Below are 21,994 nucleotides of genomic sequence, written 5' to 3' on the forward strand. Positions count from 1 at the left end.
GGTACAGAACAGGCAAATGACCCTCACCACATTCGTCATGCCCCTGGGCTACCACCGCAACAGCTGGAGACGCCCCGGCAGTCGCGCGGAAGAGGTGCCGGGACTCGACTACCTCACCGACATCGCTCAGATGGCGGAGGCGGCGAAGCTGGACGCACTCTTCTTCGGAGATGTGGTCCATGCGACATCCACGATGCGGGGCGACACCATGATGAACGGGTTCTACGAACCCATGACGACGCTCGCCGCACTCGCCGCCCGCACCTCCCGCATCGGTCTCATCGGGACGATGTCGACGTCACTGAACGAGCCCTACAACGTTGCACGGCAGCTCGCCTCTCTCGACCATCTCTCCAACGGTCGCGCAGGGTGGAACATCGTGACATCGGCCGACGGATTTCAGAACTTCGGTATGGAGAACACACCTCCTCCGGAGGATCGGTATCGTCGAGCGGCGGAGTTCGTGAACGTGGTGCAGGCGCTCTGGGACAGTTGGTCGGATGACGCGGTCATCGCCGACCGCGAGTCCGGGCACTGGCTCGACACCGACCGCCTCCGTCCGATCGACTTCGTCGGGGAACATTTCGCTGTCGCGGGCCCGCTCAACATGCCGCGCCCTCCCCAGGGGCACCCGGTACTCGTGCAGGCCGGCTCGTCCGGCCCCGGGATGGCGCTCGGCACTTCAGTCGCTGATGCCATCTACACCGCCCAACCCGACTACGACCGGGCACTGGAGTTCTACGCGTCGTGCAAGCGGATGGTGTCCGAGGCCGGCCGCGACCCGAACCTCGTACGCGTGCTGCCGGGAATCGTCCCCGTCGTCGCCGAGACACAGCGCGAGGCGGATGCGATCGCCCGGGAGCTCAGTTCGTTCCTAGACGTCGAGCAGGGTCGCATGCAGATCTCCGGAGACCTCGGCGTCGATCTGAGCGAACTCGAGCTCGATCTTCCCATTCCCGACGCCTCGTTCAGCCAGATCGGATCGCTCTCAAGCCGACAAGCGATCTATCGTCGCAAATCGGTGGAGCAGGGGCTCACGCTGCGTGAGCTCATCTTCGACCGGGCACGGTCGACCGGGCACATGTGGATCGCGGGGACACCGGCGACCGTTGCCGATCGCATGCAACAGTGGTTCGAGAGTCGTGCGTGCGATGGGTTCAACCTGAATGCGCCATTCAACCCAGAGGGGTTCGCACGCATCTGCGATCTCCTCGTGCCCGAACTGCAAGCGCGCGGACTCTTCCGCGAAGAGTACGAGGAGCGCACGCTTCGCGGGCACCTCGGCCTGGCGCGCAACGACCTCCGCTTCGCCGGAACCCGCTCGGAGCAGACGCCCGAGGTACTGCGATGACTTCCGACGTCATCATGCGCCGGGGGCAGGATCCGAGCACCGTCGTGGGAAAACCGCCGCCACCTCCACTACGGCACGAGGTTGTCGAACTGCAGGTGCGCAATCACGAGATGCTCCTCGAACGGGACTTCCCGGTCGAACTGCGAGACGGGGTGACGATCTATCTGGATGTGTACCGACCATCGGCTTCGGCCCGAGAGCTGCCGGTGCTGCTCGCCTGGGGTCCGTATGGGAAGCACTGGGTGAGCTCGCGCACCTTCCCGGGTTCCGGTGTCGATCCGGCGTGGATCTCGGACTACACCGGATTCGAGGCGCCCGATCCGGCCTACTGGACACGGCACGGGTACGCCGTAGCGCTCGCCGACCCCCGCGGCCTGTGGCACTCGGAGGGCGACTTCTCCCACAATGGCCCTCGCGAACGCGACGATCTCTACGACACCATCGAAGCGCTCGGCGCGGCGCCATGGTCGAACGGAAACGTCGGCATGCTGGGCGTCTCCTACCTCGCGGGCAGCCAGTATCAAGCAGCTGCTGCGCGTCCGCCGTCGCTCAAAGCGATCAGTCCCTGGGAGTGCTTCGCCGACTGGTATCGCGAGTTCGCTACTCATGGGGGCATCCCGGAAACAGGATTCAGGCCCCGCGTGTCGACCAACGTCTCCTACGGACTCTCACTCACGGAGGATACCGCTGCGAATCTCGACGCGCACCCGTACGACGACGAGTACTACGCGGAGAAGTACGGAGACTTCGAAGCCGTCGATATCCCTGCATATGTCGTGGCCTCGTGGAGCGATCACGGTCTCCACACCCGCGGCACGCTCAACGCCTTCACCGCGCTCGCGTCTCCGCACAAGTGGCTTGAGGTGCACGGCCAGAAGAAGTGGGCGTACTTCTACCAGCCCGAGAGCGTCGAACGCCAGCGCGCGTTCTTCGACACCTACCTCCTCGGGAGAGAGCGCCGCCTCGACACCTGGCCACGGGTGAGCGTCGAAGTGCGTGACGCGGATGCCGCTCACGGGAGCACTTGGCGGTCCCTGGCCGTCTGGCCACCCGAACATCCGGTCTCGACACTGCACCTCGATGCCGAGTCGGGCCAGCTCCGCCGCGACCCAGAACCACGGGAAACTCGGACCACCATAGACCCGATCTCAGGCTCAGCGGACTTCGTCCACGAGTTCACCGCAGATGCGGATGTCATCGGCCCCATGGCGCTCTCGCTCTGGTTGAGCGCTGACGACGCGACGGACGCGGATGTCTTCGTCATCGCTCGCAAATTCACGCGGGATGGCGAGGAGGTACGTTTCCCCTTCAACGCGCTGTTCGCCGATGGCCCGGTCGGCCTCGGTTGGCTCCGCGCCAGTCATCGCGAAATCGACCCCGCTCGTTCGACGGCGCTCGTCCCCTGGCATCCGCACCAGCGGCCAGTGCCGATGAGACCGGGCGTAGCCGAGCGACTCGATATCGAGATCTGGGCCTCGGGAACCAGATTCCAGAGAGGAGATCGGCTCATCGTGACGGTGCAGGGACGTGACTTCGTGAAGCGGCCGCCACGGGATGGGGTCCCTCCCCTGCAGATTCTGCACGAGGACCTCCGCAATCACGGCACCTGGACCATATTCACCGGCCCCGGGCATCCCTCCTCGCTGCGATACTCCTCGAGCCCACCCCTCTCCTGAGTATCCGCCGGATCGCCCGCGCTCAGGCGCCTCGGTCGACCGCGTCGATGACCGCGGTGAGTTCATCGCGCAGTGCCATCAGCCGCTCCACGGGAACACCCAGCCGATCCACCACCGCCGGAGGCACCTCGAGAGCTCGTTCGCGCAACGCCCAGCCCGCCTCGGTCGGCACGAGACTGAACGTCCGCTCGTCGCCCTCGACGGCGGTGCGCGTCACGAGACCGGCGTGTTCCAAACGCTTCACGATCGGCGAGAGGGTGGCCGCGTCCATGCGCAGCATCTCGCTGACCTCCCGGAAGCGGAGCGGCGCATCGCCCCAGAGCGCGAGCATGACGAGGTACTGGGGATGGGTCAGACCGAGCGGTTCGAGAATCGGACGGTACACGCCGATGACGCTCCGGCTCGCCACCGCGAGGGCGAAGCAGACCTGCCGGTCGAGTTCGAGGGCGTCCTCAAGTTCCTGACTCACACCCGGCAGTCTATCTCGTTTGTGCACGAACGAAGCGTGCTAGAATTTCATTCGTGCGCAAACGAAAGAGACCCAAGCGCCACCTCTGGCACAAGACGCCGTGGGATGGCCAGCCCGGATTCTGGGCCGCAGTGAACCGGTTCTTCTACCAGTTCGAAGGACCGGCGCAGCTCGGCGACCGCAATGAGCCCGCCTACGTTCCGCCTGCCGACCCGAAGTGTCCCATCTGCGGAGCGTCCATGCACGAGCACCGCATCGATCGCGGCGGCCCCGGGAAGCCCACCCACATGAAGTGCCCGCCTGCACAGGAGACGCGCCTCTCCGACTGAAGCGCCATAGGCTGAGTGGGTGCGAGACGAACAGACTCCGGACGACGACCACGCGACCCGCGCCCGGCGCAGGGAGGCGCTCTCCGGCCTCGCGCACGGCACACTCACCGCCCTGGTCGGGGGCGGCATCTGCGCGATCTTCGTGTTCGCCTGGACCCACGCGGTCGCCACCGCAGACGCGTACGAATCCGGCGAGTACGTGCCCTACCCGACCGAAGCCGTCGGCCTGCCCGGCAGGATCGGACTCTGGCTGGCGTGCGCAGTCGGCCTCACACTGATCGCCGTCGGCATCGCCGGCGTCGTTCGCGGGATCCTCGCACTCGCGACCGCCCGGCGCGGCCCCGCCCGCAGCACGGCGCGACCTTCACCGCACCCGGGAGGGTCGATCGCCTCGCACGTCCTCCTCGGGGTCCACCGGACGCGGGGAATGCTGCCGCCCCGACTCGCACGCGCACTCGCCACCGCACTGCCCTGGTTCCTCATCGTGGCGCTGACGCTCGCCACCGAACCCCGCATGATGTTCGCCGCACCGATGCTCGCCTTCTTCGGCTCCCTGCTCGGCCGCGGCCTCTACGCCGCGCGGCCGGCCGCGCGCTGGGCCCGTCCCCTGGTCGTAACAGGCGTACCCGTGCTCCTCGCCGCCCCATTGATTCTCGGCTCGCTCCGCCCCGGCCAGTGGACGATCCCCCTCGCCTTCCTCATCGGTGCCGAGATCGGCGCGCACCTCGGGGAGCTGCGCGAACGCACTGTCGGCGCGCGTCCGCGCATCCTCGCCCGCGAGTTCGCAGGGGTCACCCACGTCGGCGACGCGGGAGGCGTGCGCTTCGATGTGTCTCCGCTGCTACGCACGCCCACGCGGAAAGAACGGGAAGAGTTCACCAGAACGTGGCCGCAACTGTCTCGTACCGATGACGTCATCCGCGTACGCCTGATCAGCTTTGTCACGGCGTTGTTCCCGGTCGGACTCCTCGCGCTCGGGTACGGCATGGTGAAGGAAGTGCTCGAGGGCGGCGACGATCGGCCGTCGCAGCTGCTCGGCATGTCAGCGATCATGTCGCTGATGCTCCTCGCCGGCGCGATCCTCGTCTGGTGGAGCACCCGGCAACGCGCGCGACTCACCCGCGCGAGGGACCATCTCGCCTACACCCAGTTCGCCGCAGCCAACGGGCTCGACTATCTCCCCCGCCCAGCCGCTTCGCCCGACGGCTTCGACGTGCTCACTCGCACTATGCGCGCTCGCGACGTTCCGCGCGAACTCCTCTTCGCGAATCGGGAATCGGCGCAGACGGACGGCCCGGGCGACGGTCGCACCCACTTCGGCGGCGTCTGCGTACTCGAGGTCGCCGTGCCGCTGCCGAACATTCGACTCCGGTCGCGACAACACCGCACGCCGGCATTCTCGGCGTACGCTGCGCCCGCACGCGATCAGCGCCTCTCACTCGAGGGCGACTTCGATCGCTTCTTCGAGATGAGCGTACCGAAGGGATACGAGCGCGACGCCCTCTACCTGTTCACTCCCGACGTGATGGCGTGGCTCATCGACGACGTGCAGAGCTTCGACGTCGAACTCATCGACCACTCGGTCATCCTCCGGTCGCGCCGAGACGTCGTCACCCGCAACCCCGAAGATTGGCAGCGCATCGCGACGGCGCTGAGCGCCATCGGCAGGCGAGTGCAGCAGTGGGAGCGGTGGCGCGACGATCGGACCGCAGCGAGCGGGAGCGCACTGCTCGAGATGGAGACGCGAGGCCGGTCGGCGACGGTCGGTGTCGGCGGTCGGCGGCTGCGCCTCGGCATCGGGGCCGGAGCGATCTTCGCGGCGGCGTTCACCAGCATCTACCTGACCCTGACGCTGCTCTCGACCTCGATGTGAGGCGGCACGGAAGCCACCGGGCACGAACCGCGCCGGACACAAAAGAACCCCCTCCATGTAGAAGCTAGGAGGGGGTTCAGTGGCTCCGACGGGCGTCGATCCCGTGACCTCACGATTTTCAGTCGATTCAATCAGAGCAGAGCATTCCAACACTCAGACTAGGTGAAAGGATATCCTCTCGCAAGCGCCTGTCCGATCGCAGTACCTTCAGGGATGGCCCCATAGGGTACCTTCGACACAAAGAACGATGTCGGCAAGACACGCCTTGCCGTTACTCCTGGTCGCGAAGGGGACCAATATGGCATACACCTCACGAACCCTGGTGCTGCTCCCTCTTCGGGCCGCTAACGTCGTATGGATACCGTCCCCTCCATCTGACGCACTAGTTCCAACGCCGACTGCTCAGCGAGTCGTTGAATTCGATTCTTCTCGCCCGATAACTGAAGTCATCGTAGAGACTTTTCACAAGGACCTTGCCGAGAGCGACGAGTTCGGTGGAGCCTGGATACCCGACTTATTCGGGGTCCAAATCGCTGCTCAACACAATGCCCCCCTCCACGCCTCAGACCTCACCCCTGTTACGTTTTGGGAGGATTCCAAGGGCCTCGTAAATTTCTCACGAATTCCCTTCTTGAACGGACACCTCAGTGCCGACGATCTTGACCGCACTTATGCTGCAAGTTACCTCAAACAACAACCTCAAGTAATCTATGCAATCCCGGTCCAAGGTCTTGGCGCCGCCGGCGGGCCGGACCTATATCTGCTCTCAAACCTCGCTTGGCTCGGAGTTGGCCTCATCCTGAGCGAGGGTGTGATGGTGGGAAAGAAGGTGCTCAAAGAGCACCAACTTACAACAGAAGCTCGAAGAATGGCGAGAAGCTTCGAAGAGCGAGGGATCCGCGGAGTTGAGTCGATACGCCTATGGGCCTGTACTCGCGAATCCTGGGATACCGCCGATGCCGCAAGGAAGCTCGGGGTGTCCGACGAGATGATGGAATCCATCTTCGGCGCACTGGGTTATGTGCAGCGAGCCGGCGATGGCACCTGGAGGCTTGGACACCTCAGGGGCTCTCTCCTTAAACAGCAGGAATGGATAAACGCCGAGCCTGAGGCCGAGATTGTTACACCGCCGGACCATAAGCGTTCCCGCCGAAGCCGCGCTTTCAGGGCACTCAGGCGGCTCTTCTCCCGAGAGTAGCTTCGAGTTCAAGGTAAGCCGAGAGCTTCGCACCAGCACCACGGATGCGTTCCGCGTTGCTGTGCGCGTAGAGTTCGGTGACTGCGATGCTCGCGTGCCCCATAATCTCCTGCACCTCGTGTACCGGCACCCCAGCTCTTAGGAACAGCGTGCAGGCGGTGTGCCGCAGGTCATGGAATCGCAGAGGGCTCTCCCCCGCAGGGTATCGCCGGATGTCATCGCGCCATGTCTCCCACTTGATCGCGCGCGCCAAATTCTTACTCGTGAGCTTTCCACCCCTCAGGCCGGGGAAGACGAGGTCAAGGTCGCCCTTGTCGCGGATCGCCTCGGCAAGCACCGGCTCCAGTTGCTCGAGGATAGGCACGGAACGCACGAGGTGGCTTTTCGGCCTCCTTGCGTGCTCTTCTTGGCGTCCGTCCTCATCGAGGCTGGTCGCGCGGCGGACATGCATGAGTCCGTCATTCAAGGCGACGTCTCGAACGAGCAGGCCGGACCCTTCGCCAAGTCTGAAGTCTCCGTAGCCGAGACCTTGGAGCGCACGGCGATACTCCCCCGCGGGGACGCGCAAGAACAACTGCGTGAGTTCCGCGGGTTCGAGCGCGCGTGCTACCGGGTCCGGCTTCTCTTCTCGGCCAACTTCGATCTGCCTAACGGGGTTCTCTGCAATAAGTCTCGCTTTCACGGCCCGCTTCATGAGTCGGGAGAGTATTAACAGGAGTCAGCTTCCTCTGCCGTGTCATTGATCTGCCCGCGGAGTAGGCACACCATTTAGAAACGCTTTTCTCAAGGAAGACAAAGCTCATGCCGTCAAGCCTTTCCGGGCTTCAGCAGAACCCGCATCCGGAATTCGTTCGATACCCGAAAGGTCCGGGCTTATAGCCCGAAACTTGCGCCGGGCTGCCTGTCACCTCTTGACGTCAATAACTCACCATCAGAAGCTGCATAAATCGGATAGCCCGACTGCGGGTCGCTTTCACTCAGAGTCAGCGTCCAGCTGCAAGCCTTCAATGAACCAACATCTACGAGACTCGCCCCAATCAGAGGAAATACTGCATTCATCTGCACAGCAAGGGAGGTCAGCACTCTATCTTCGTCGGGCGCAAATACCATCCAGTCAGACGTGGTCGGGATAAGTCCTGAGAATTCTTCAAGAGATTCAATAAGCTTCGCCCCATCGGGCATCTTTCCGCTTTGGCTTGACGCACCATGCAATGCAACAACAGCCGGCCCATTGTCGATCTGGAAGGTAACCCAGTCATATGGCTGATGACTCGCCTTGTGATCTAGTAAATTCCGGTACTCTCGAGCCTCCCGAAGCAATGACATAGCTTCATCGCCTCCAAGCGCCCGAGGCTCAAGCCAATTTAAGAACTTCTCATTCGAACGATGCGGCACTTCTCCTAGTATGTCGCGAAATCGCGAATAGAGACTTGATAGCGCAGAGAGGGTTGAGTAGTAAGTCTGATAGAAATCGTGAACTGCCCCATAGAGGGTCTGCTGCATAGAATTAGTGGGCTCATCAAACGAGGGAATACTGCTCACGTTCACGAACGCTCGGCGTGCAGCATGGACATTGTCACGCTGAGCGATCAGTCTATTGAAGGATTCTTGAAGGTCCCGTATCGCATATCGGACCGGGGCTTCAATTTTCCAGTGTGAGGTCTCGTGAACCCAGTACTCAACGTATCCTTTCCCAACCTTGAAGAACTGGAACTCTGAGCCGTACACACGTGAACAGTACCAGCAACAGCCGACGAACAGGGGACCGCGATATGGTTCCCCGTCAGGCTCTGGTGCACTAGCCACCCGCGCTTCGGTAGCACCATTCGGCTACGGCGTGGGCAGACTCTTTATTCGAGAGATTGCTTGATCAATCATCTGAACGGCTTCAAGAGCTGTGCCAGCTTCAACCTCCTCGCCATGAATAGCCGCATTGGCAACAGACAGAGGAAACCGAAGATACTGCAGAACGCTCTCTGGTACTAGCCCCTGCTTACTGGCGATCGAAAGCGAACGTCCGATCCCCCTTGGCTTACCGTTAGCCGTCGATGCGTTTAGCAGATCGCCAAGCACCTTCTCCAACTCGCGGCGCATTCGCGCCAGCGCATTCCAAGTCTCCCCCTCCTCAATGTCTTTTACTGCCTTACCCGCAGCCGTATCAGGCGAGACCTCACTGAACCCGTCCAGAGACTGAGGAGCCACTTTCTCTTGCTCTACCTCCGAGTTCCCTAAGTAGTCAACCACGACGTTAAATGTGCGTCTAAAAGCCCTCCTTGTCTCGCTATCTCTTACATAGCTTGGAAGCGAAGTATTACCAAGGTTGCCCACAAATAGACGCCCGAGATCTTGCAAAGAAGGCTCGGCAAGTACTTTCTCCACGTTCAATGATTTGAGGCTCGTCCTTTGCGTCTTTTCTGCGGAGATCCTTAGACGCGATGTGAACGCTGTGGCCCCCGCCGCTGAAAACGCGAGAACTGCGGATGCCGCAGCAACCAAAATGTCCCAATTCATGTTTCATTGCGCTCTCGGTAAGCCCGCAAGAAGGGCCGGACTTCGATAAGTTCCGCTAGGAGGCTCTGAGCAGCCACAAACTCCGCATGAACCTTCCTCGCCAGAATGAACGTCCAACCTCCGAGAAACACCAAGATAATCGCGCCAGCCCACGCGGCGAAGATCCATCCCCAACCAAATCCAATGGTCTTAGCCGCCTGGAAGACAGGGACCAAGGTAGCTAGAAAGACAGCAGAACCAGCACCAGCAACAGCCTTCGCTGCTGTTGAGAGGTACTCATACTTCCACTGATACATCGAGGTCAACAACGTATGCGCTTCAGCAGAATCAATCGTCGCCAGTTCCATTAAGTCAGCGACAACGACAGGCCTTCCAAGAAGGGAAGCAGCTTTGCGCGATTGCTTCATAGAGCAACCGTACCCTGCTGCCAGTAAACCAAAAACAAAAGAACCCCCTCCATGTAGAAGCTAGGAGGGGGTTCAGTGGCTCCGACGGGCGTCGATCCCGTGACCTCACGATTTTCAGTCGTGCGCTCTACCAACTGAGCTACAGAGCCGGGCACTCACCGGATGGCGATCGCCGGAGACGAAAGAACCCTTCCGGAGAAGGGCTCTTCCACCTGGCGACCCTGACGGGACTTGAACCCGCGACCTCCGCCGTGACAGGGCGGCGCGCTAACCAACTGCGCTACAGGGCCATGATTATTCAATTATTGTTCCACCGGAGTGACCCCAACGGGATTCGAACCCGTGCTGCCGCCGTGAAAGGGCGGTGTCCTAGGCCGCTAAACGATGGGGCCGAAACACTTTTCAGCGTTTGCTACCGAGATAAGATCATATGCTGCTTCCGGCACGCAACGCAAATCGGGCCGCTCCTCGCTGCACGCTCGGCGTGTCGCGGGCGAACGACGGCCTACGCCCCGATGGCGCGCTGCAGTCGCCGCATCGAGATCTCCTCGTGCAGCATCACCCCGGTGCTCGTCCGCTGCTCGAAGGTGTAGCCGATCGCCCCCTGCCTCAGCACACCGATGAGGTAGGGCTCCGTCGCGTTCCAAAGGATCCACGTGGGCTGCCCGTAAGTGTTGTTGCCGAGGAACGTGACCTCGATCTCTCGACCGCCGATACGCTGCACCCGAGGCACCAACCGCTGGGTGGAGAGCACAACGTTGCCGTCCCCTGACTGTTGCATCTCACTCATACAGTCGATCCTACTCAAATGCAAACCTCGGGTCTCGGGATCGATGCGAATTCGTCGCAGAGATTTCTCCTTGCGGCATAGGCTGAGGGGGTGCATCCGCTCAACCGTCTCGCCCTCGTCTTCGTCGGGGGCACCTGCGGAACGGCGCTCCGGGCGGCACTGCTGCTCCTCCCCCACGATTCGGGCCCGCTCACCGAAGCCGTCGCGCTGACCGCGATCAACCTCGTCGGAGCATTCCTCCTCGGACTGCTCCTCGGGCGCGTCCGCATCGCCACACCGCGCGCGGACGCCGCGCGCGCCCTCCTCGGCACCGGAGCTCTCGGCGGCTTCACCAGCTACAGCGCCCTCGTCCTCTTCACGCTACCGGCCGGAGGCGATCCGCTCATCGGTATCGTTCTGGCCCTCGTGTCGTTGCCGATCGGGATCGCCGCAGCGCTCCTGGGCCTCCGGCTCGGCGGCGCCGCGCCATCGTCGCCCCGACCGACGAGCGGACCGGCATGATCGACAGCCCGCTCGACTTCGTCCTCCTCGCCCTCGCGGGCGGGGCGGGCGCGACGTGCCGTTACGCGCTCGACCGAGCACTGACCCGGCGCCGCGACACCGGCCCGATCGGGATCTTCGCCGTGAATGTACTGGCGTCGATCCTCATGGGCATGCTGGCGGGACTCGGTATCGCCGGCGCGTCGGTCGGCGACGACGCCGGAGCGCTCGGTCCGATCCTCGCCACCGGCCTGCTCGGAGGGTTCTCCACCTTCAGCACCGTCGCCGTGGACTCGGCGAAGCTGCTGCGGGCACACCAGTGGGGGTGGGTCGCCGCGAACACCCTCGGCATGCTCGTCATCTCCATCGGCGCCTGCGCCGCAGCGATCGGCGTGACTCGTCTGCTCGCCTGAGTGGGCCCCGCGTTTCCGCACGACCCCTGTCGAACCGCTACTCGGCGGAGGGGGTCAGGTAGACCTTGCGAATGTGATCCGGAACGACCCAGCGCGTGCGCGTACCCGCGACGAGCCGCATCACGTCGCCGGCCTTCACGTCGACGGTGTGGCCCTCGTCGAGCAGCTCGATCGACGCCTCCCCCGACAGGACGACGAAAAGTTCGTCCGCCTCGGTGTCGACGACTGTTCCGCCCCTGAGCTCCCAGATGCCCGCCTCAGCACCCGCGATGGAGCCGAGCTCCTTGATGCCCTGTCTCGGTGCGCCGGAGACGACCTCGTCAGCAGGAACGGGGTCGAGCGAAACGATCGCGGTCCGCGCGTGGGCAACGCGATTGGCGCTCTCCGGAAGCAGTTCGGTCATGGGAATCCTCCTAGGAGTCGAAGCCGAGTCCGAGCGCATCGAGCGTCTTCAGCAGCGGGTTGCGCTTGCCCTGGTTGTGGTCCGCCTGGTCGAGCGACCACCGGGTGAGATTGATCCCGATCGATGCCAGCGGCTCTGGCGGGAACGGCAGCGGCACCTCGCGGACCATCTGCAGCTCGGTGCGTTCCGTGACCCGCCCCTCAAGGCGATCCACGATGACGTCGGCGGCGAAGTGCGTCGCCCCCACTCCGAGTCCGGTGAAGCCGGAGACGTACTGTACCCGCCCACCGTGCGCCTCGCCGAAGAACGCGCAGAAGCGCGTGCTCGTGTCGATCACTCCGCCCCAGCGGTGCGTGAACTTCACGCCGGTCAACTGGGGGAAGGTGGTGAAGAAGTGGCTCGCGAGCTTCCGGAAGCTCTCCGGACGATCCTCATATGCCCGCTTGATACGCCCGCCCGAGTGGTAGACGGCGTCGTAGCCGCCCCACAGGATCCGGTTGTCGCTCGTCAGCCGCGAGTAGTGGAACTGGTTCGCCATGTCGGCGAGACCCTCGCGCCCCTCCCAGCCGATCGACGCCATCTGCTCGTCGGTCAGCGGCTCCGTCATGAGCACGTAGTCGTACACCGGGACAGTGTGGAATGCGTACCGCTTCAGGAGCGAGGGGAAGACGTTGGTGCAGAGCGCGACCCGGTCGGCCACGACGCGGCCCCCGGTCGTCTCGAGCAGGATCGGTTCCCGGGCATCCCCGACCAGGTTCGTTACCCGGCTCTCCTCGTAGATCTCGACACCGATCTCGGTTGCGTGCCGCCCGAGCTCAGCCGCGAGCTTCGCGGGGTGCACGTTCGCGCTCTCACGAGGCGCGAACTCGCCGCCGAGAAACGTCGGCGAGTTGATCCGCTTGCGCACCGCCTCGGCGTCGAGGGTCTCGACCGTCGGATCATCGCTCTCCCCGAGCCACTCCACCTGGTACGGCTCGTTCGCGATCGACAGCTCGCCCGTGCGCTCGAATTCCACGTCGAGATCGTGCTCGTTCACGAACGCCTCGATCGCGTCGAGGTTCTCGTACCCGAGTCGGGCGAGAGTCCCCGTCTCATCCGGCCAGCGGGACTCGGCGTTCGGCTCGCCGTGGGTGATGCTCGCCTCGCAGAACCCGCCGTTGCGGCCGGACGCCGCCCAGCCCACGCGCTTGGCCTCGAGCACGACGACCCGACGCTCCGGATGCTCCGTCTTCAGCTTGATCGCCGTCCACAGTCCAGCGAACCCCGCGCCGACCACCGCGTCATCGACCGTCTGGTCACCAGTGAGCGACGGGTACCGGGCCGCCGTCTCGGCGACATCCTCGATCCAGAAGCACGACAGCTTCGTGTCGGCAAGGGATTGGTCGATGATCTCCTCTGCGGGTCGGTGCGTCTCGAAGATGGTCGGTTCCATACAGTCCTCATTACCCGTGTGCGATGATCCCTCTGATCTTCGCACAGAGCGCCACCGAGCTGCTACGGGCGGCTAGCGTTCCGGAGGTTTCATGATGGCGCCGGCGGCCAGCCCCACCGCGATTCCCGCCGGAAGCCACAGCCAGAACTGCGTGAGCGCACTGATGACGACGCCCATCACGATGCCCATGACGATGCCGACGATGATCTGCTTTCGCCGCGCTCCGGGGTCGGTCTCGCTCATGGGTCCCACGATACCGCGCCCCTCTGGAGGGCTCGCCCGTCCGGCTTCCAGGTCGGGTCAATTTTTGCGGGTCCTGCCCCTTCCGCACCCGCAGTAGCTGACCCGGCAGCCCTGGAGGATCAGACCAGGGTCTGATCCGGACGGCACCCCGGGCTGATGTGGTGCGGGCTCCGCCTCTCCAGAGTGGAAGAGGTCGCCTCCGCGATCGCCGCACGCCTCGACCAGAGAGACTCCATGACGCTCCTCACACGCGCCAGCCTGGCCAACCGTCTGATCGCTGGACTCGTGACCCTCGGGGTCGCGGTCTTCGGCATCATCGCCATGACCTCCCTGAAGCAGGAGCTCATGCCACCGATGAGCATGCCGATGGCGTTCGTGTCGGCGCAGTCGCCAGGTGTCTCCCCCGACGACATGGCGGAGACGGTGACGGAGCCGCTCGAGCAGGCACTCGAGTCGGTGACGGGGGTCACCGGGGTGACGTCGAACACGTCGGCCGGCTCCGCCGACATCACTGCGGAGTGGCCGTTCGAAGCAGACGCGGACGAAACGCTGCAGGCGATCCGGGCGGCGACCGAGTCCGTCCGTTCCACGCTGCCCGCCGGCACCGAGGTCGAGGTCTTCTCCGGGTCGACGGATGAGACACCCGCCATGATGCTGAGCGCAGGATCGACCGACGACGCCCAGCACTTCGCCGATGCGCTGGCGGGCACCGTGGTCCCCGCTCTGCAGGCAATTCCCGGTGTGCAGCGCGTCGAGCTCGCAGGGCGCGAGGAGCAGCGGGTCGTCATCGACCTTCGCGCCGACGACATCGAGAAGCTGCGTGTGGACCCGGCCGCGATCGCTCCCGCGCTCGAGTCGCGCGGTGCGGCGCTCCCCGCGGGCCAGGCGGACTCGGACGAGGGTCCCGTGGCCGTGACGGTCGGTGGAGGCATCGGGTCGGTCGAGGATGTCGCCGAGTTGCCGATCGAGACGGAGCGCGGCGTGGTCCGCCTCTCCGACTTCGCCGATGTGCACGCGGAGGCGGAGCCGGCGGGTTCGCTCTCGCGCGTGAACGGCTCGCCCGCGCTCACGCTCACGGTGATCCCCGCGTCGGGTGCGAACGTGGTCGAGATCTCTCACGGGGTGCAGCAGCAGATCGAGGAGCTGGCTCCCGGCCTTCACGCCACGTTCGTGACGGTGTTCGACCAGGCGCCGTTCATCGAGCAGTCGGTGCACGATCTGTCGGTCGAGGGCGGTCTGGGCCTCGTCTTCGCGGTGCTCGTGATTCTGGCGTTCCTCTGGTCCTGGCGCTCGACGATCATCGCGGCGGTGTCGATCCCGCTCTCACTCCTCATCACCATGGCGGGCCTCTGGTGGACCGACAACACCCTCAACGTGCTCACGCTCGGCGCGCTGACGATCGCAATCGGCCGCGTCGTCGACGACTCGATCGTGGTGATCGAGAACATCGCCAGACGGAGAGGCGATGGTCCGCTCACGGTCGAGGGCATCGTCGCCTCGGTCAGGCAGGTCGCCGGAGCGATCACCGCCTCGACGCTGACGACGGTCGCGGTGTTCCTGCCGATCGCGTTCGTCTCAGGAACCGCGGGTCAGTTGTTCCGCCCGTTTGCCGTCACCACGTCGATCGCGCTCCTCGCCTCGCTCGTCGTAGCCCTCACGATCGTGCCGGTGCTCGCGTTCTGGTTCATGAATCGTCGGGGGAGAAGATCGGGATCGCCGCAGCCGACGGGAACCACAGATCACGCGGACCACGACCAGCACGACGAGCTCGAAGAACTCCGAACATCCGAGGATCGACTCCAGCGCGCACTCATGCCGGCGCTCGCGGCGACCAGACGGCACTCGGTGTGGACGGTCGTCGGGGCGAGCCTGCTCCTCGTAGCGACGCTGATGATGAGCTCCCTGATCCGCACCGACTTCCTCGGCTCCTCCGGCGCGGCCAGTCTCGAACTCAGCCAGACCGTCGGCACCGGGGCCGACGCCGACCAGCTCGTCGCCGAGGCAGAACCCGTCGAAACCGCGCTCGCAGAGATCGACGGAGTCGACGACGTGCTCACCACCATCCCCGTCGCCTCGCGTATCGCCGGCGAACCCACCCGCATCTCCTACAGCCTGCAACTCGCCGACGGGGTCGAGGCCGCCGCGGTGGAAACCGCCGTCGAGCGGTCCCTGGGCGAGCTGGGCGATCCCGATCGCTTCTCGCTCTCCACCATGGACGCGGCGATGAGCGACGGCGGCGGCGGGATCGCCCTGCAGATTCGCGGGGCGGACTCCGCCGCGCTCCAAGAGGCGAGCGAGCAACTCACCGAGCGACTCGTCGACGAACCTGGCGTGAGCGGAGTGGAGAGCAGCATCACCGGGGAGCAGCCGGTCGTCCGGGTCTCGCTGGATGAGGCGAAGGCGACGAAACTGGGCTTCGACCGCACCACGGTGTCGGCGGCGATCCAGCAGGCGCTCGCCGGGACGCCGATCGGGACGGTCGCGCTCGAGGGCCAGGATCGGGACATCGTGCTCAGAACCGCCGGAGCGGACACGACCGTGACCGGGCTCTCCGATCTCCTGCTGCCGGTCACTCCGCAGCAGAACGCCGAGGCCCAGAAGCGGGCGACCGATGCGCTGGAGGAGCAGGCCGAGGCGGACGCCGAACAGGCGAGACTCGATCAGGCGGCAGAATTCACTCGCCAATTGAACGATGCCGGAGCGCAGCGCGCGGAACTCGCCGGACAGCTCGATGAGATGCGCCAGCAGCTCGCAGCCCTCGAACGCACGCCGGTTGTCCCCGAGCGCCCGCGGACCCCGAACGAAGAGGCGGCGATCCGCGCACAGGAAGAGCGCGCCGAGCAGATCGCCGGGCTGCGCGAGGCGATCGCAGCGGCGGAATCCGGCATCGCTTCGGCAGATGAGCAGGCGAAGCAGGTGCGCGAAGCGCAGGCCGAAGCGGCGGACCAGCTCGTCGAGCAGCAGGAGACCGAGGCCCAGCAGAAGGCCGCCGGTGAGGCGCGCGCGAAGCCCATCACACTCGGCCAGGTCGCCGACGTGGTCGAGGAGAAGACGGCCCCAAGTATCGAGCGTTCCGGAGGTGAGCGGCAGGTGGTCCTCACCGTCACTCCGGCGGACGGGCAACTCGATCAGGCGAACGCCGCAGTCGCCGCGGCGATCGACGAGGCGTCACTCCCCTCCGGCGTCACCTTCGCGGTCGAGGGCGTCAGTGCCGAGCAGTCCGACGCCTTCGCCCAGCTCGGCGCAGCGATGCTCGCAGCCATCGGTCTCGTGCTCGTCATCATGGTGGCGACGTTCAAGAGCTTCCGCCAGCCGTTCGTGCTGCTGATCTCGATCCCGTTCGCTGCGACGGGTGCGCTGCTCGCCCTGCTGCTCACGAATACGCCGCTCGGGCTGCCCGCGCTCATCGGACTGCTCATGCTCATCGGCATCGTGGTCACGAACGCGATCGTGCTGATGGACCTCATCAATCGGTTGCGCTCAGCCGGAGCCTCGCTCGACGAAGCGATCTACCACGGGACGCGGCTCCGGCTCCGCCCCATCCTCATGACCGCGGCGGCGACGATCTTCGCGCTCCTGCCGATGGCGTTCGGGCTCACGGGTGGAGGCGTCTTCATCTCGCAGCCGCTCGCCGTCGTCGTCATCGGCGGGCTCGTCTCATCAACGGCGCTGACGCTGATCCTCGTACCCGTGCTCTACGGGTTCGTCGAGCGGCGGCGAGAGCGCGGGCGGTGGCGGCGGGCCCGTCGCGTTGCGAAGCGCAGCATCCGTCGCGCCGAGCAGCGCGCGGTCGCGGGACGCGACTGAGAGCGCTGGGCTGCGTCAGCTCGCAGGCGGCGCCGCCGACACGAAGCTTGCGATGGTGCGCAGCTCGTCGGACCGCTCGCGATCTCCGGTCGCCTGAAGCCGATCGGCGAGGTCGAGCACGGAGAGGGCGGCGAGCACGCGGGCGTCGGCACCCGATTGGATGGCGAGCGGAGTGAGCTGCCCGGTCGCTCGGGCGATCTTCGCGAAGCTGAGCGATGGTGCCGCACCGCGAGCGAGCAGCAGGGGCTCTATGAGATCGAGGAGTTCCGGGTCCGCGTCGCCGATCCGCTCGGCCTCCCACTCGTGCCAGGCACGGTCGACGCCTGCCGCATGGTCGTTGGCGAGCACCAGGTCGTTCGCGAGTTCGATGACCTCGTCTCCCTCCCTGCTGAGACGGACGATGGTCCGCTCGGTCCTGAGGGAGGCGACGGGTTCGACCGCTGCCGCTGCCGCGGCGCCGATGCGTTCGCTCAGGGTCTCACGGAGCGCTTCAGGGATCTCCTCCGACACCGGCCACGAGTATTCGCGCACGCCCTCCGGTCGCCGTTCCTTCAGGTGCCAGCCCTCGTCGGCACCGCCGAGGCGCACGCGCATCGCCCAGCCCGCCGCGGCGAGCGCCCGGTCGGCCGTATCGAAGTAGCTGGCGGCAAGACGCACGAGGGCGGGCTCTGCAGCGTCGAAGCCAAGCGAGGCGAACGCTGCCGCGTCCGGGAGCGACGTGTCACCGACCACCTCGTACTTGCGCTCGATCTCGAGATTCTCGCGGGGCTCGTTGGCGCTCATCCCGTCAGCTTACGCGCTGCGGGGTCGCCGCGGCCGCGATCACCCGATCACCCGATCACCCGATCACCCGATCACCGGTTAGCCTGGGGGCATGAATGCGGAGGCCGGGCCCGGTGCTGCCGAGCGGGATGCGCACGAGGCATGCGTGCGCGCGGTCGAGCGCCTGCGTTCGGCGGACGTGCGCACCGAGCATCTCGCGGAGTTCGTGCCCCCGGAGCGCAAACTGCTCTGGCGGAAGGCCGCGACGATGCGCAAGACCGGGGTGGTGTGGCGGATCGGGCCGATCCTGCTGGACACGGAGGCACGACTCTACGTGGCGGGTCGCGCCACTCGCGCTGCCGAACGGCCTCGCCCGAGCTACCAGTCGCAATCTCGTGAGGAGCGGCGCGACATCGCGGCTGCCGCTCTGAAGGGCGGCTTCGAGGAGGGTGCCGCGGTCGATTTCGATGCCGTGCCGATCCCGCTCGATGGGAGCCAGGTGCCCGACCACTCGCCGGTCGTCTTCTCAGGAGGTGCGTTCCGCGTGCGCTGGCACCCGTCGGCGCCGTTGGCGACCGCGCCGACGCTGGCCGAGTTCCTGGATGACCGCGTGGGGCTGCTCGTCGACCCTCCGCTCGGTGCTACCTAGCCGAGCACCTTTCTGGCCACTTTGATTTGACATGCACCGAGCGCGCCAATTAAATATGAGATATGCGTCGAATTCATCGCCTCCTCAGATCTCTGGCCGCCGGCACGTTGCTCGCGAGCGCGACGCTCCTCATCATCGGACCGGCGACGGCGGCGACCGCGGCTGAACCCTCGACCTCGAGCCCCGGGCTGACGGTGTCACTGACCACACCGAGCCCGACCTGGAAGCCCGTCGAACCGGGAATGCGCATCGAGTACATCATCGAAGTCGTCAACACCGGAGACGCGGCGCTCACCCCGGTCACGGTCACCGATGACCTCTCCGATGTGCTCGACGAGGCCGACTACATGGCCCAGTACCCGCCCCGCGTGGAACGCGACGGAACCGCGGTTCCGCCAGCGGGGCTGCAGCTGGGGCCGACCGCTCTCACGTGGTCGGGAGACATGGCGGCGGGTGAAACCGTCCGCATCACGTACTCGGTGCAGGTGCACCACGGCCCTCCGGCGAAGGTGTTCGACAACCGGGTGTCGGCGACCGGCTTCCCTGCAGGACTCCCCGAGATCGTCGCCCCGACCGCTTCGCTGCAGCACGTGCGCACCACGTCTCAGCTCACGATGCAGATCGATTCGGATCCGCAACCCGGTTCCTCCATCTGCGAGCAGGGCGACTTCACGACCACCTTGACCCTGACCAACACGGGCGACACTGACCTGGGCTACGTTGAGGTGTCGGGCAAGCGACCGAAGAACACTCCCATCTACCCGGCCGACCTGCGCAACGGTGTCGCACTCGTCGACGGGGAACCCTCGGGCACGATCGACCAGTGGCGCCTGCAGGCGAACGGAGTGCTCTCCTGGAACGGTGCACTCAAACAGGGCCAGCAACTGATCATCACCTACGAGGGCACCGTCATCGAGCCGCCGGACTCGATGCCCGGCCCCGACCTCGACATGGAGACGGTGTTCTCCGCACGCGGCCAGACTCCCGAGCGCACGTTCTTCCGGGTACCGGAGATCAGAGTCGGCTACCACATCATCGACTGCTCGACCGCTGAGCCGACCGAGCCGGGAACCGGCGAAGAACCCGGGTCAGGAACCGGCGAAGAACCCGGGTCGGGCGAGGAACCAGGCGCGAGCGAAGAACCCGGAGACGCGGACTCCGCTGGCGAGGTCGAGGAACCGGGTGCGGGCACGGAACCAGGCGCGGGCCAGGCGTCCGGCACGGATAGCGCCGATCCGAAGACCGACTCACGCACACCCTCGGGCACCCGTTCCGAACCGCGGCGCACAAGCAACGGAACCACCACTGCGGACCAGTCGAAGCCCGCACGGAACCTCGCTCAGACGGGTGCGTCAGGCGGGGCGGCGGCTGCGGGCCTGCTCGCGGGAGCGATCCTGGTGGGCACCGGCGCACTCACGTTCGCACTCAGGCGACGGGCAAGCTCATACGGCAACCGCGCCCTCGACGACACCGCACCTCCCACGGACTGAGTTCTCGGACGGTCGAGCTCGCGGGCCGGGACCTGTTCATGGAGACCCGGCCCACGATCCTCACTCGTCCGCGCCACGTCCCGGTCGACGGTCGGCAACATCGGGTCCGACCGACGCGCCCGGACCGTCCACCGGAGCCTGCGGCGCGTCGACCCCGTCGAGCGCGAGAATCTGCTCCTCCACGTCACCTCCGTACCCTTCCTGCTGCGGGTCGCCGTGCAGGCCACCGGAAACGGCGTATTCCTCCTCTGGGGAGAGGATGAGTCGGTGGCGTCCGTAGAACCCGAAGATGAGCAGGCCGATGACGTAGACGATGATGATCGCGACGATGGCGGGCTGGAAGGTCTCGTTCAGCAAGAAGCCCACGAACGTCACCGCGGCGATCGCCGCCGCCGCGTACGCTCCGAAGAGCCCCCACGGGCTGCGGTACGGACGTTTCGCGTTCGGGAACTTGCGGCGCAGCACGATGAACGACACCATCTGCATGAAGTACGCGAGCACCGCACCCCAGACGGCGATGTTCAGCACGATCGCTCCCGCGACACCGTCAGCACCACCCGCGAAGTCGACGACGACCAGGGCGACGAAGCCGATGAGCGCTCCGGCTGCGAGCGCGACCCACGGGGTCGAACGTTTCCCGGTGAGCGAGAGGAACCGGGGGTAGTAGCCGGCGCGGGAGAGCGAGTACATGTTCCGCCCGTAAGCGAACATGATGCCCTGCAACGAGGCGAAGAGCCCGATCAGCGCGAAGAGCGCGAGAACAGCGGCGACCTGGTCGCCGACGATGGCGCGGAATCCGTCAAGGAGGGGCTCTTCTGAAACCCCCATGGCCTCCGCCCCGATGACGCCCGTGTTCAGGAACAGGACGAGCAGGCCGGTGACGATCAGCGTACCCCGAGCCCAGAGACCTGCGCGTGGAATATCGCGAACGGGGTTGTGGGATTCCTCGGCGGCGAGCGGTAGCTCTTCGATGCCGAGGAAGAACCACATGGCGAAGGGCAGGGCGAACAGGATCGGCATGACACCGTGCGGCAGGAACGCCGTCTGCCCCGCGTCCGGTGCGATGTCGAAGAGCGAGTTCCAGCTGAACTGGCCACTGAAGAGCGCCATCGCCGAGAAGAACAGGATGATCGCGATCGAGATGACCGAGACCACGATCGCGAACTTGAACGATACGTTGGCACCCGCGGTATTGAGCGCCACGAACAGTGCGTACAGGATCAGCCACCACACCCATGCGGGGAGCGAGAACCCAAGGAGCTCGCTCGTGATGCTGTCAGCGTAGGAGGCGGAGAAGTAGACGATCACCGCGGTCGTCGCGACGTACTCGATCGACTCGGCGAGGCCGGTCACGAACCCGCCCCACGGCCCGAGCGCGGCTCGGCCGAAGGAGTACGCGCCGCCGGTGTGGGGCATGGCCGACGCCATCTCCCCGATGGAGAAGATGAGGCCGTAGTACATGACGACGAGCACGGCGAAGGCGATGAGCATGCCGCCGAACCCGGCGGCATCGATCCCGAAGTTCCACCCGGAGAAGTTTCCCGAGATCACCGCGCCGACGGCGAGGCCCCACAGCCCCCAGACGCCCGCGGCGCGCTTGAGGAGGCGTTTCTCGAAATACCCGCTGTCAGCGGTCGTGTAGGTGACCCCGCTCACGCGGAGGGTGTCCTTGGCCATGTTCGATGAACCTTCCACTTCGTCGTGATGCCGA

Annotated in this window: 21 protein-coding genes and 3 tRNA genes; 10 read left to right on the forward strand and 14 right to left on the reverse strand. The window is 65.3% G+C overall.

Annotation, left to right across the window (positions count from 1 at the left end; genetic code table 11):
* The first annotated feature begins 16 nt into the window (after positions 1-16).
* Both K8P10_RS12895 and K8P10_RS12900 read left to right on the forward strand, forming a co-directional pair.
* On the forward strand, positions 17-1,351 hold the full coding sequence (locus K8P10_RS12895) for an LLM class flavin-dependent oxidoreductase (RefSeq protein WP_224779308.1): 1,335 nt from the start codon (positions 17-19) through the stop codon (positions 1,349-1,351).
* Positions 1,348-3,027, forward strand: a complete 1,680-nt coding sequence (locus K8P10_RS12900; RefSeq protein ID WP_224779309.1) for a CocE/NonD family hydrolase — start codon at positions 1,348-1,350, stop codon at positions 3,025-3,027. The genes K8P10_RS12895 and K8P10_RS12900 overlap by 4 nt, the downstream gene beginning before the upstream one ends.
* Before the next feature lie 22 nt (positions 3,028-3,049).
* Here K8P10_RS12900 and K8P10_RS12905 read toward each other — a convergent pair whose 3' ends face one another.
* Positions 3,050-3,496: a MarR family winged helix-turn-helix transcriptional regulator gene (locus tag K8P10_RS12905; protein ID WP_224779310.1), complete on the reverse strand. Its 447-nt coding sequence runs from the start codon at positions 3,494-3,496 to the stop codon at positions 3,050-3,052.
* A 53-nt stretch (positions 3,497-3,549) separates the two neighbouring features.
* Here K8P10_RS12905 and K8P10_RS12910 point away from each other — a divergent pair, with 53 nt between their 5' ends.
* The 3 genes from K8P10_RS12910 to K8P10_RS12920 all read left to right on the forward strand — a co-directional run bounded on the left by K8P10_RS12910 (position 3,550) and on the right by K8P10_RS12920 (position 6,896).
* Positions 3,550-3,825, forward strand: a complete 276-nt coding sequence (locus K8P10_RS12910) for a hypothetical protein (protein ID WP_224779311.1) — start codon at positions 3,550-3,552, stop codon at positions 3,823-3,825.
* A 19-nt stretch (positions 3,826-3,844) separates the two neighbouring features.
* Positions 3,845-5,698 carry a hypothetical protein gene (locus K8P10_RS12915; RefSeq protein ID WP_224779312.1) on the forward strand — a complete coding sequence of 618 codons (1,854 nt, stop codon included), beginning with the start codon at positions 3,845-3,847 and terminating at the stop codon, positions 5,696-5,698.
* Between the two features lie 298 nt (positions 5,699-5,996).
* Positions 5,997-6,896, forward strand: coding sequence for a hypothetical protein (locus K8P10_RS12920; RefSeq protein WP_224779313.1), 900 nt, complete (start codon positions 5,997-5,999; stop codon positions 6,894-6,896).
* Here the strand turns inward: K8P10_RS12920 and K8P10_RS12925 are convergent.
* From K8P10_RS12925 to K8P10_RS12960, 8 genes are all read right to left on the reverse strand, one after another.
* A complete protein-coding gene (locus tag K8P10_RS12925) occupies positions 6,871-7,590 on the reverse strand; it encodes a tyrosine-type recombinase/integrase (RefSeq protein WP_224779314.1) in 720 nt (239 codons plus the stop codon). The genes K8P10_RS12920 and K8P10_RS12925 overlap by 26 nt on opposite strands.
* Before the next feature lie 179 nt (positions 7,591-7,769).
* A complete protein-coding gene (locus tag K8P10_RS12930) occupies positions 7,770-8,399 on the reverse strand; it encodes a hypothetical protein (RefSeq protein ID WP_224779315.1) in 630 nt (209 codons plus the stop codon).
* 327 nt (positions 8,400-8,726) lie between these two features.
* The gene (locus tag K8P10_RS12935) at positions 8,727-9,407 is read right to left on the reverse strand and encodes a hypothetical protein (RefSeq protein ID WP_224779316.1); all 681 of its coding nucleotides are present in this window, start codon (positions 9,405-9,407) and stop codon (positions 8,727-8,729) included.
* A complete protein-coding gene (locus K8P10_RS12940; protein ID WP_224779317.1) occupies positions 9,404-9,814 on the reverse strand; it encodes a hypothetical protein in 411 nt (136 codons plus the stop codon). The genes K8P10_RS12935 and K8P10_RS12940 overlap by 4 nt, the downstream gene beginning before the upstream one ends.
* A 76-nt stretch (positions 9,815-9,890) precedes the next feature.
* Positions 9,891-9,963 (reverse strand) — tRNA-Phe (locus K8P10_RS12945).
* A 64-nt stretch (positions 9,964-10,027) separates the two neighbouring features.
* A tRNA-Asp gene (locus tag K8P10_RS12950) sits at positions 10,028-10,104 on the reverse strand.
* Positions 10,105-10,133: 29 nt separating this feature from the next.
* Positions 10,134-10,206 (reverse strand) — tRNA-Glu (locus K8P10_RS12955).
* Positions 10,207-10,319: 113 nt separating this feature from the next.
* Positions 10,320-10,604 (reverse strand): hypothetical protein, encoded by a 285-nt coding sequence (locus K8P10_RS12960; protein WP_224779318.1) that lies wholly within the window; start codon positions 10,602-10,604, stop codon positions 10,320-10,322.
* A 90-nt stretch (positions 10,605-10,694) separates the two neighbouring features.
* Here K8P10_RS12960 and K8P10_RS12965 point away from each other — a divergent pair, with 90 nt between their 5' ends.
* Entirely contained in the window at positions 10,695-11,105 is a 411-nt protein-coding gene (locus tag K8P10_RS12965; RefSeq protein WP_224779319.1) for a CrcB family protein, read from the forward strand.
* Positions 11,102-11,497 (forward strand): CrcB family protein, encoded by a 396-nt coding sequence (locus tag K8P10_RS12970; RefSeq protein ID WP_224779320.1) that lies wholly within the window; start codon positions 11,102-11,104, stop codon positions 11,495-11,497. The genes K8P10_RS12965 and K8P10_RS12970 overlap by 4 nt, the downstream gene beginning before the upstream one ends.
* 37 nt (positions 11,498-11,534) lie before the next feature.
* On the opposite strand, the gene K8P10_RS12975 is transcribed toward K8P10_RS12970, so the two are convergent.
* From K8P10_RS12975 to K8P10_RS12985, 3 genes are all read right to left on the reverse strand, one after another.
* Positions 11,535-11,900 carry a cupin domain-containing protein gene (locus K8P10_RS12975; protein WP_224779321.1) on the reverse strand — a complete coding sequence of 122 codons (366 nt, stop codon included), beginning with the start codon at positions 11,898-11,900 and terminating at the stop codon, positions 11,535-11,537.
* 10 nt (positions 11,901-11,910) lie between these two features.
* Positions 11,911-13,332, reverse strand: a complete 1,422-nt coding sequence (locus tag K8P10_RS12980) for an FAD-binding oxidoreductase (RefSeq protein ID WP_224779322.1) — start codon at positions 13,330-13,332, stop codon at positions 11,911-11,913.
* A gap of 72 nt (positions 13,333-13,404) precedes the next feature.
* A complete protein-coding gene (locus K8P10_RS12985; RefSeq protein ID WP_224779323.1) occupies positions 13,405-13,575 on the reverse strand; it encodes an HPP family protein in 171 nt (56 codons plus the stop codon).
* Between the two features lie 234 nt (positions 13,576-13,809).
* Here K8P10_RS12985 and K8P10_RS12990 point away from each other — a divergent pair, with 234 nt between their 5' ends.
* Positions 13,810-17,382: an efflux RND transporter permease subunit gene (locus tag K8P10_RS12990; RefSeq protein WP_224779324.1), complete on the forward strand. Its 3,573-nt coding sequence runs from the start codon at positions 13,810-13,812 to the stop codon at positions 17,380-17,382.
* Positions 17,383-17,397: 15 nt separating this feature from the next.
* Here K8P10_RS12990 and K8P10_RS12995 read toward each other — a convergent pair whose 3' ends face one another.
* Positions 17,398-18,165, reverse strand: a complete 768-nt coding sequence (locus K8P10_RS12995; RefSeq protein WP_224779325.1) for a CYTH domain-containing protein — start codon at positions 18,163-18,165, stop codon at positions 17,398-17,400.
* 91 nt (positions 18,166-18,256) lie between these two features.
* On the opposite strand from K8P10_RS12995, the gene K8P10_RS13000 reads away from it, so the two are divergent.
* Both K8P10_RS13000 and K8P10_RS13005 read left to right on the forward strand, forming a co-directional pair.
* A complete protein-coding gene (locus K8P10_RS13000) occupies positions 18,257-18,793 on the forward strand; it encodes a hypothetical protein (protein ID WP_224779326.1) in 537 nt (178 codons plus the stop codon).
* 62 nt (positions 18,794-18,855) lie between these two features.
* Positions 18,856-20,283, forward strand: a complete 1,428-nt coding sequence (locus tag K8P10_RS13005; RefSeq protein WP_224779327.1) for a DUF11 domain-containing protein — start codon at positions 18,856-18,858, stop codon at positions 20,281-20,283.
* A gap of 60 nt (positions 20,284-20,343) precedes the next feature.
* On the opposite strand, the gene K8P10_RS13010 is transcribed toward K8P10_RS13005, so the two are convergent.
* Positions 20,344-21,960, reverse strand: coding sequence for an amino acid permease (locus K8P10_RS13010; protein ID WP_224779328.1), 1,617 nt, complete (start codon positions 21,958-21,960; stop codon positions 20,344-20,346).
* Positions 21,961-21,994: the final 34 nt, after the last annotated feature.

Source organism: Leucobacter sp. Psy1, from assembly GCF_020096995.1.
GTDB lineage: Bacteria > Actinomycetota > Actinomycetes > Actinomycetales > Microbacteriaceae > Leucobacter.

Coding starts and splice junctions, on each gene's coding strand:
- K8P10_RS12895 (WP_224779308.1), top strand. CDS start 17: ATGACCCTCACCACATTCGTCATGCCCCTGGGCTACCACCGCAACAGC.
- K8P10_RS12900 (WP_224779309.1), top strand. CDS start 1,348: ATGACTTCCGACGTCATCATGCGCCGGGGGCAGGATCCGAGCACCGTC.
- K8P10_RS12920 (WP_224779313.1), top strand. CDS start 5,997: ATGGCATACACCTCACGAACCCTGGTGCTGCTCCCTCTTCGGGCCGCT.
- K8P10_RS12925 (WP_224779314.1), bottom strand. CDS start 7,590: ATGAAGCGGGCCGTGAAAGCGAGACTTATTGCAGAGAACCCCGTTAGG.
- K8P10_RS12930 (WP_224779315.1), bottom strand. CDS start 8,399: ATGCAGCAGACCCTCTATGGGGCAGTTCACGATTTCTATCAGACTTAC.
- K8P10_RS12935 (WP_224779316.1), bottom strand. CDS start 9,407: ATGAATTGGGACATTTTGGTTGCTGCGGCATCCGCAGTTCTCGCGTTT.
- K8P10_RS12940 (WP_224779317.1), bottom strand. CDS start 9,814: ATGAAGCAATCGCGCAAAGCTGCTTCCCTTCTTGGAAGGCCTGTCGTT.
- K8P10_RS12960 (WP_224779318.1), bottom strand. CDS start 10,604: ATGAGTGAGATGCAACAGTCAGGGGACGGCAACGTTGTGCTCTCCACC.
- K8P10_RS12970 (WP_224779320.1), top strand. CDS start 11,102: ATGATCGACAGCCCGCTCGACTTCGTCCTCCTCGCCCTCGCGGGCGGG.
- K8P10_RS12975 (WP_224779321.1), bottom strand. CDS start 11,900: ATGACCGAACTGCTTCCGGAGAGCGCCAATCGCGTTGCCCACGCGCGG.
- K8P10_RS12980 (WP_224779322.1), bottom strand. CDS start 13,332: ATGGAACCGACCATCTTCGAGACGCACCGACCCGCAGAGGAGATCATC.
- K8P10_RS12985 (WP_224779323.1), bottom strand. CDS start 13,575: ATGAGCGAGACCGACCCCGGAGCGCGGCGAAAGCAGATCATCGTCGGC.
- K8P10_RS12990 (WP_224779324.1), top strand. CDS start 13,810: ATGACGCTCCTCACACGCGCCAGCCTGGCCAACCGTCTGATCGCTGGA.
- K8P10_RS12995 (WP_224779325.1), bottom strand. CDS start 18,165: ATGAGCGCCAACGAGCCCCGCGAGAATCTCGAGATCGAGCGCAAGTAC.
- K8P10_RS13000 (WP_224779326.1), top strand. CDS start 18,257: ATGAATGCGGAGGCCGGGCCCGGTGCTGCCGAGCGGGATGCGCACGAG.
- K8P10_RS13005 (WP_224779327.1), top strand. CDS start 18,856: ATGCGTCGAATTCATCGCCTCCTCAGATCTCTGGCCGCCGGCACGTTG.
- K8P10_RS13010 (WP_224779328.1), bottom strand. CDS start 21,960: ATGGCCAAGGACACCCTCCGCGTGAGCGGGGTCACCTACACGACCGCT.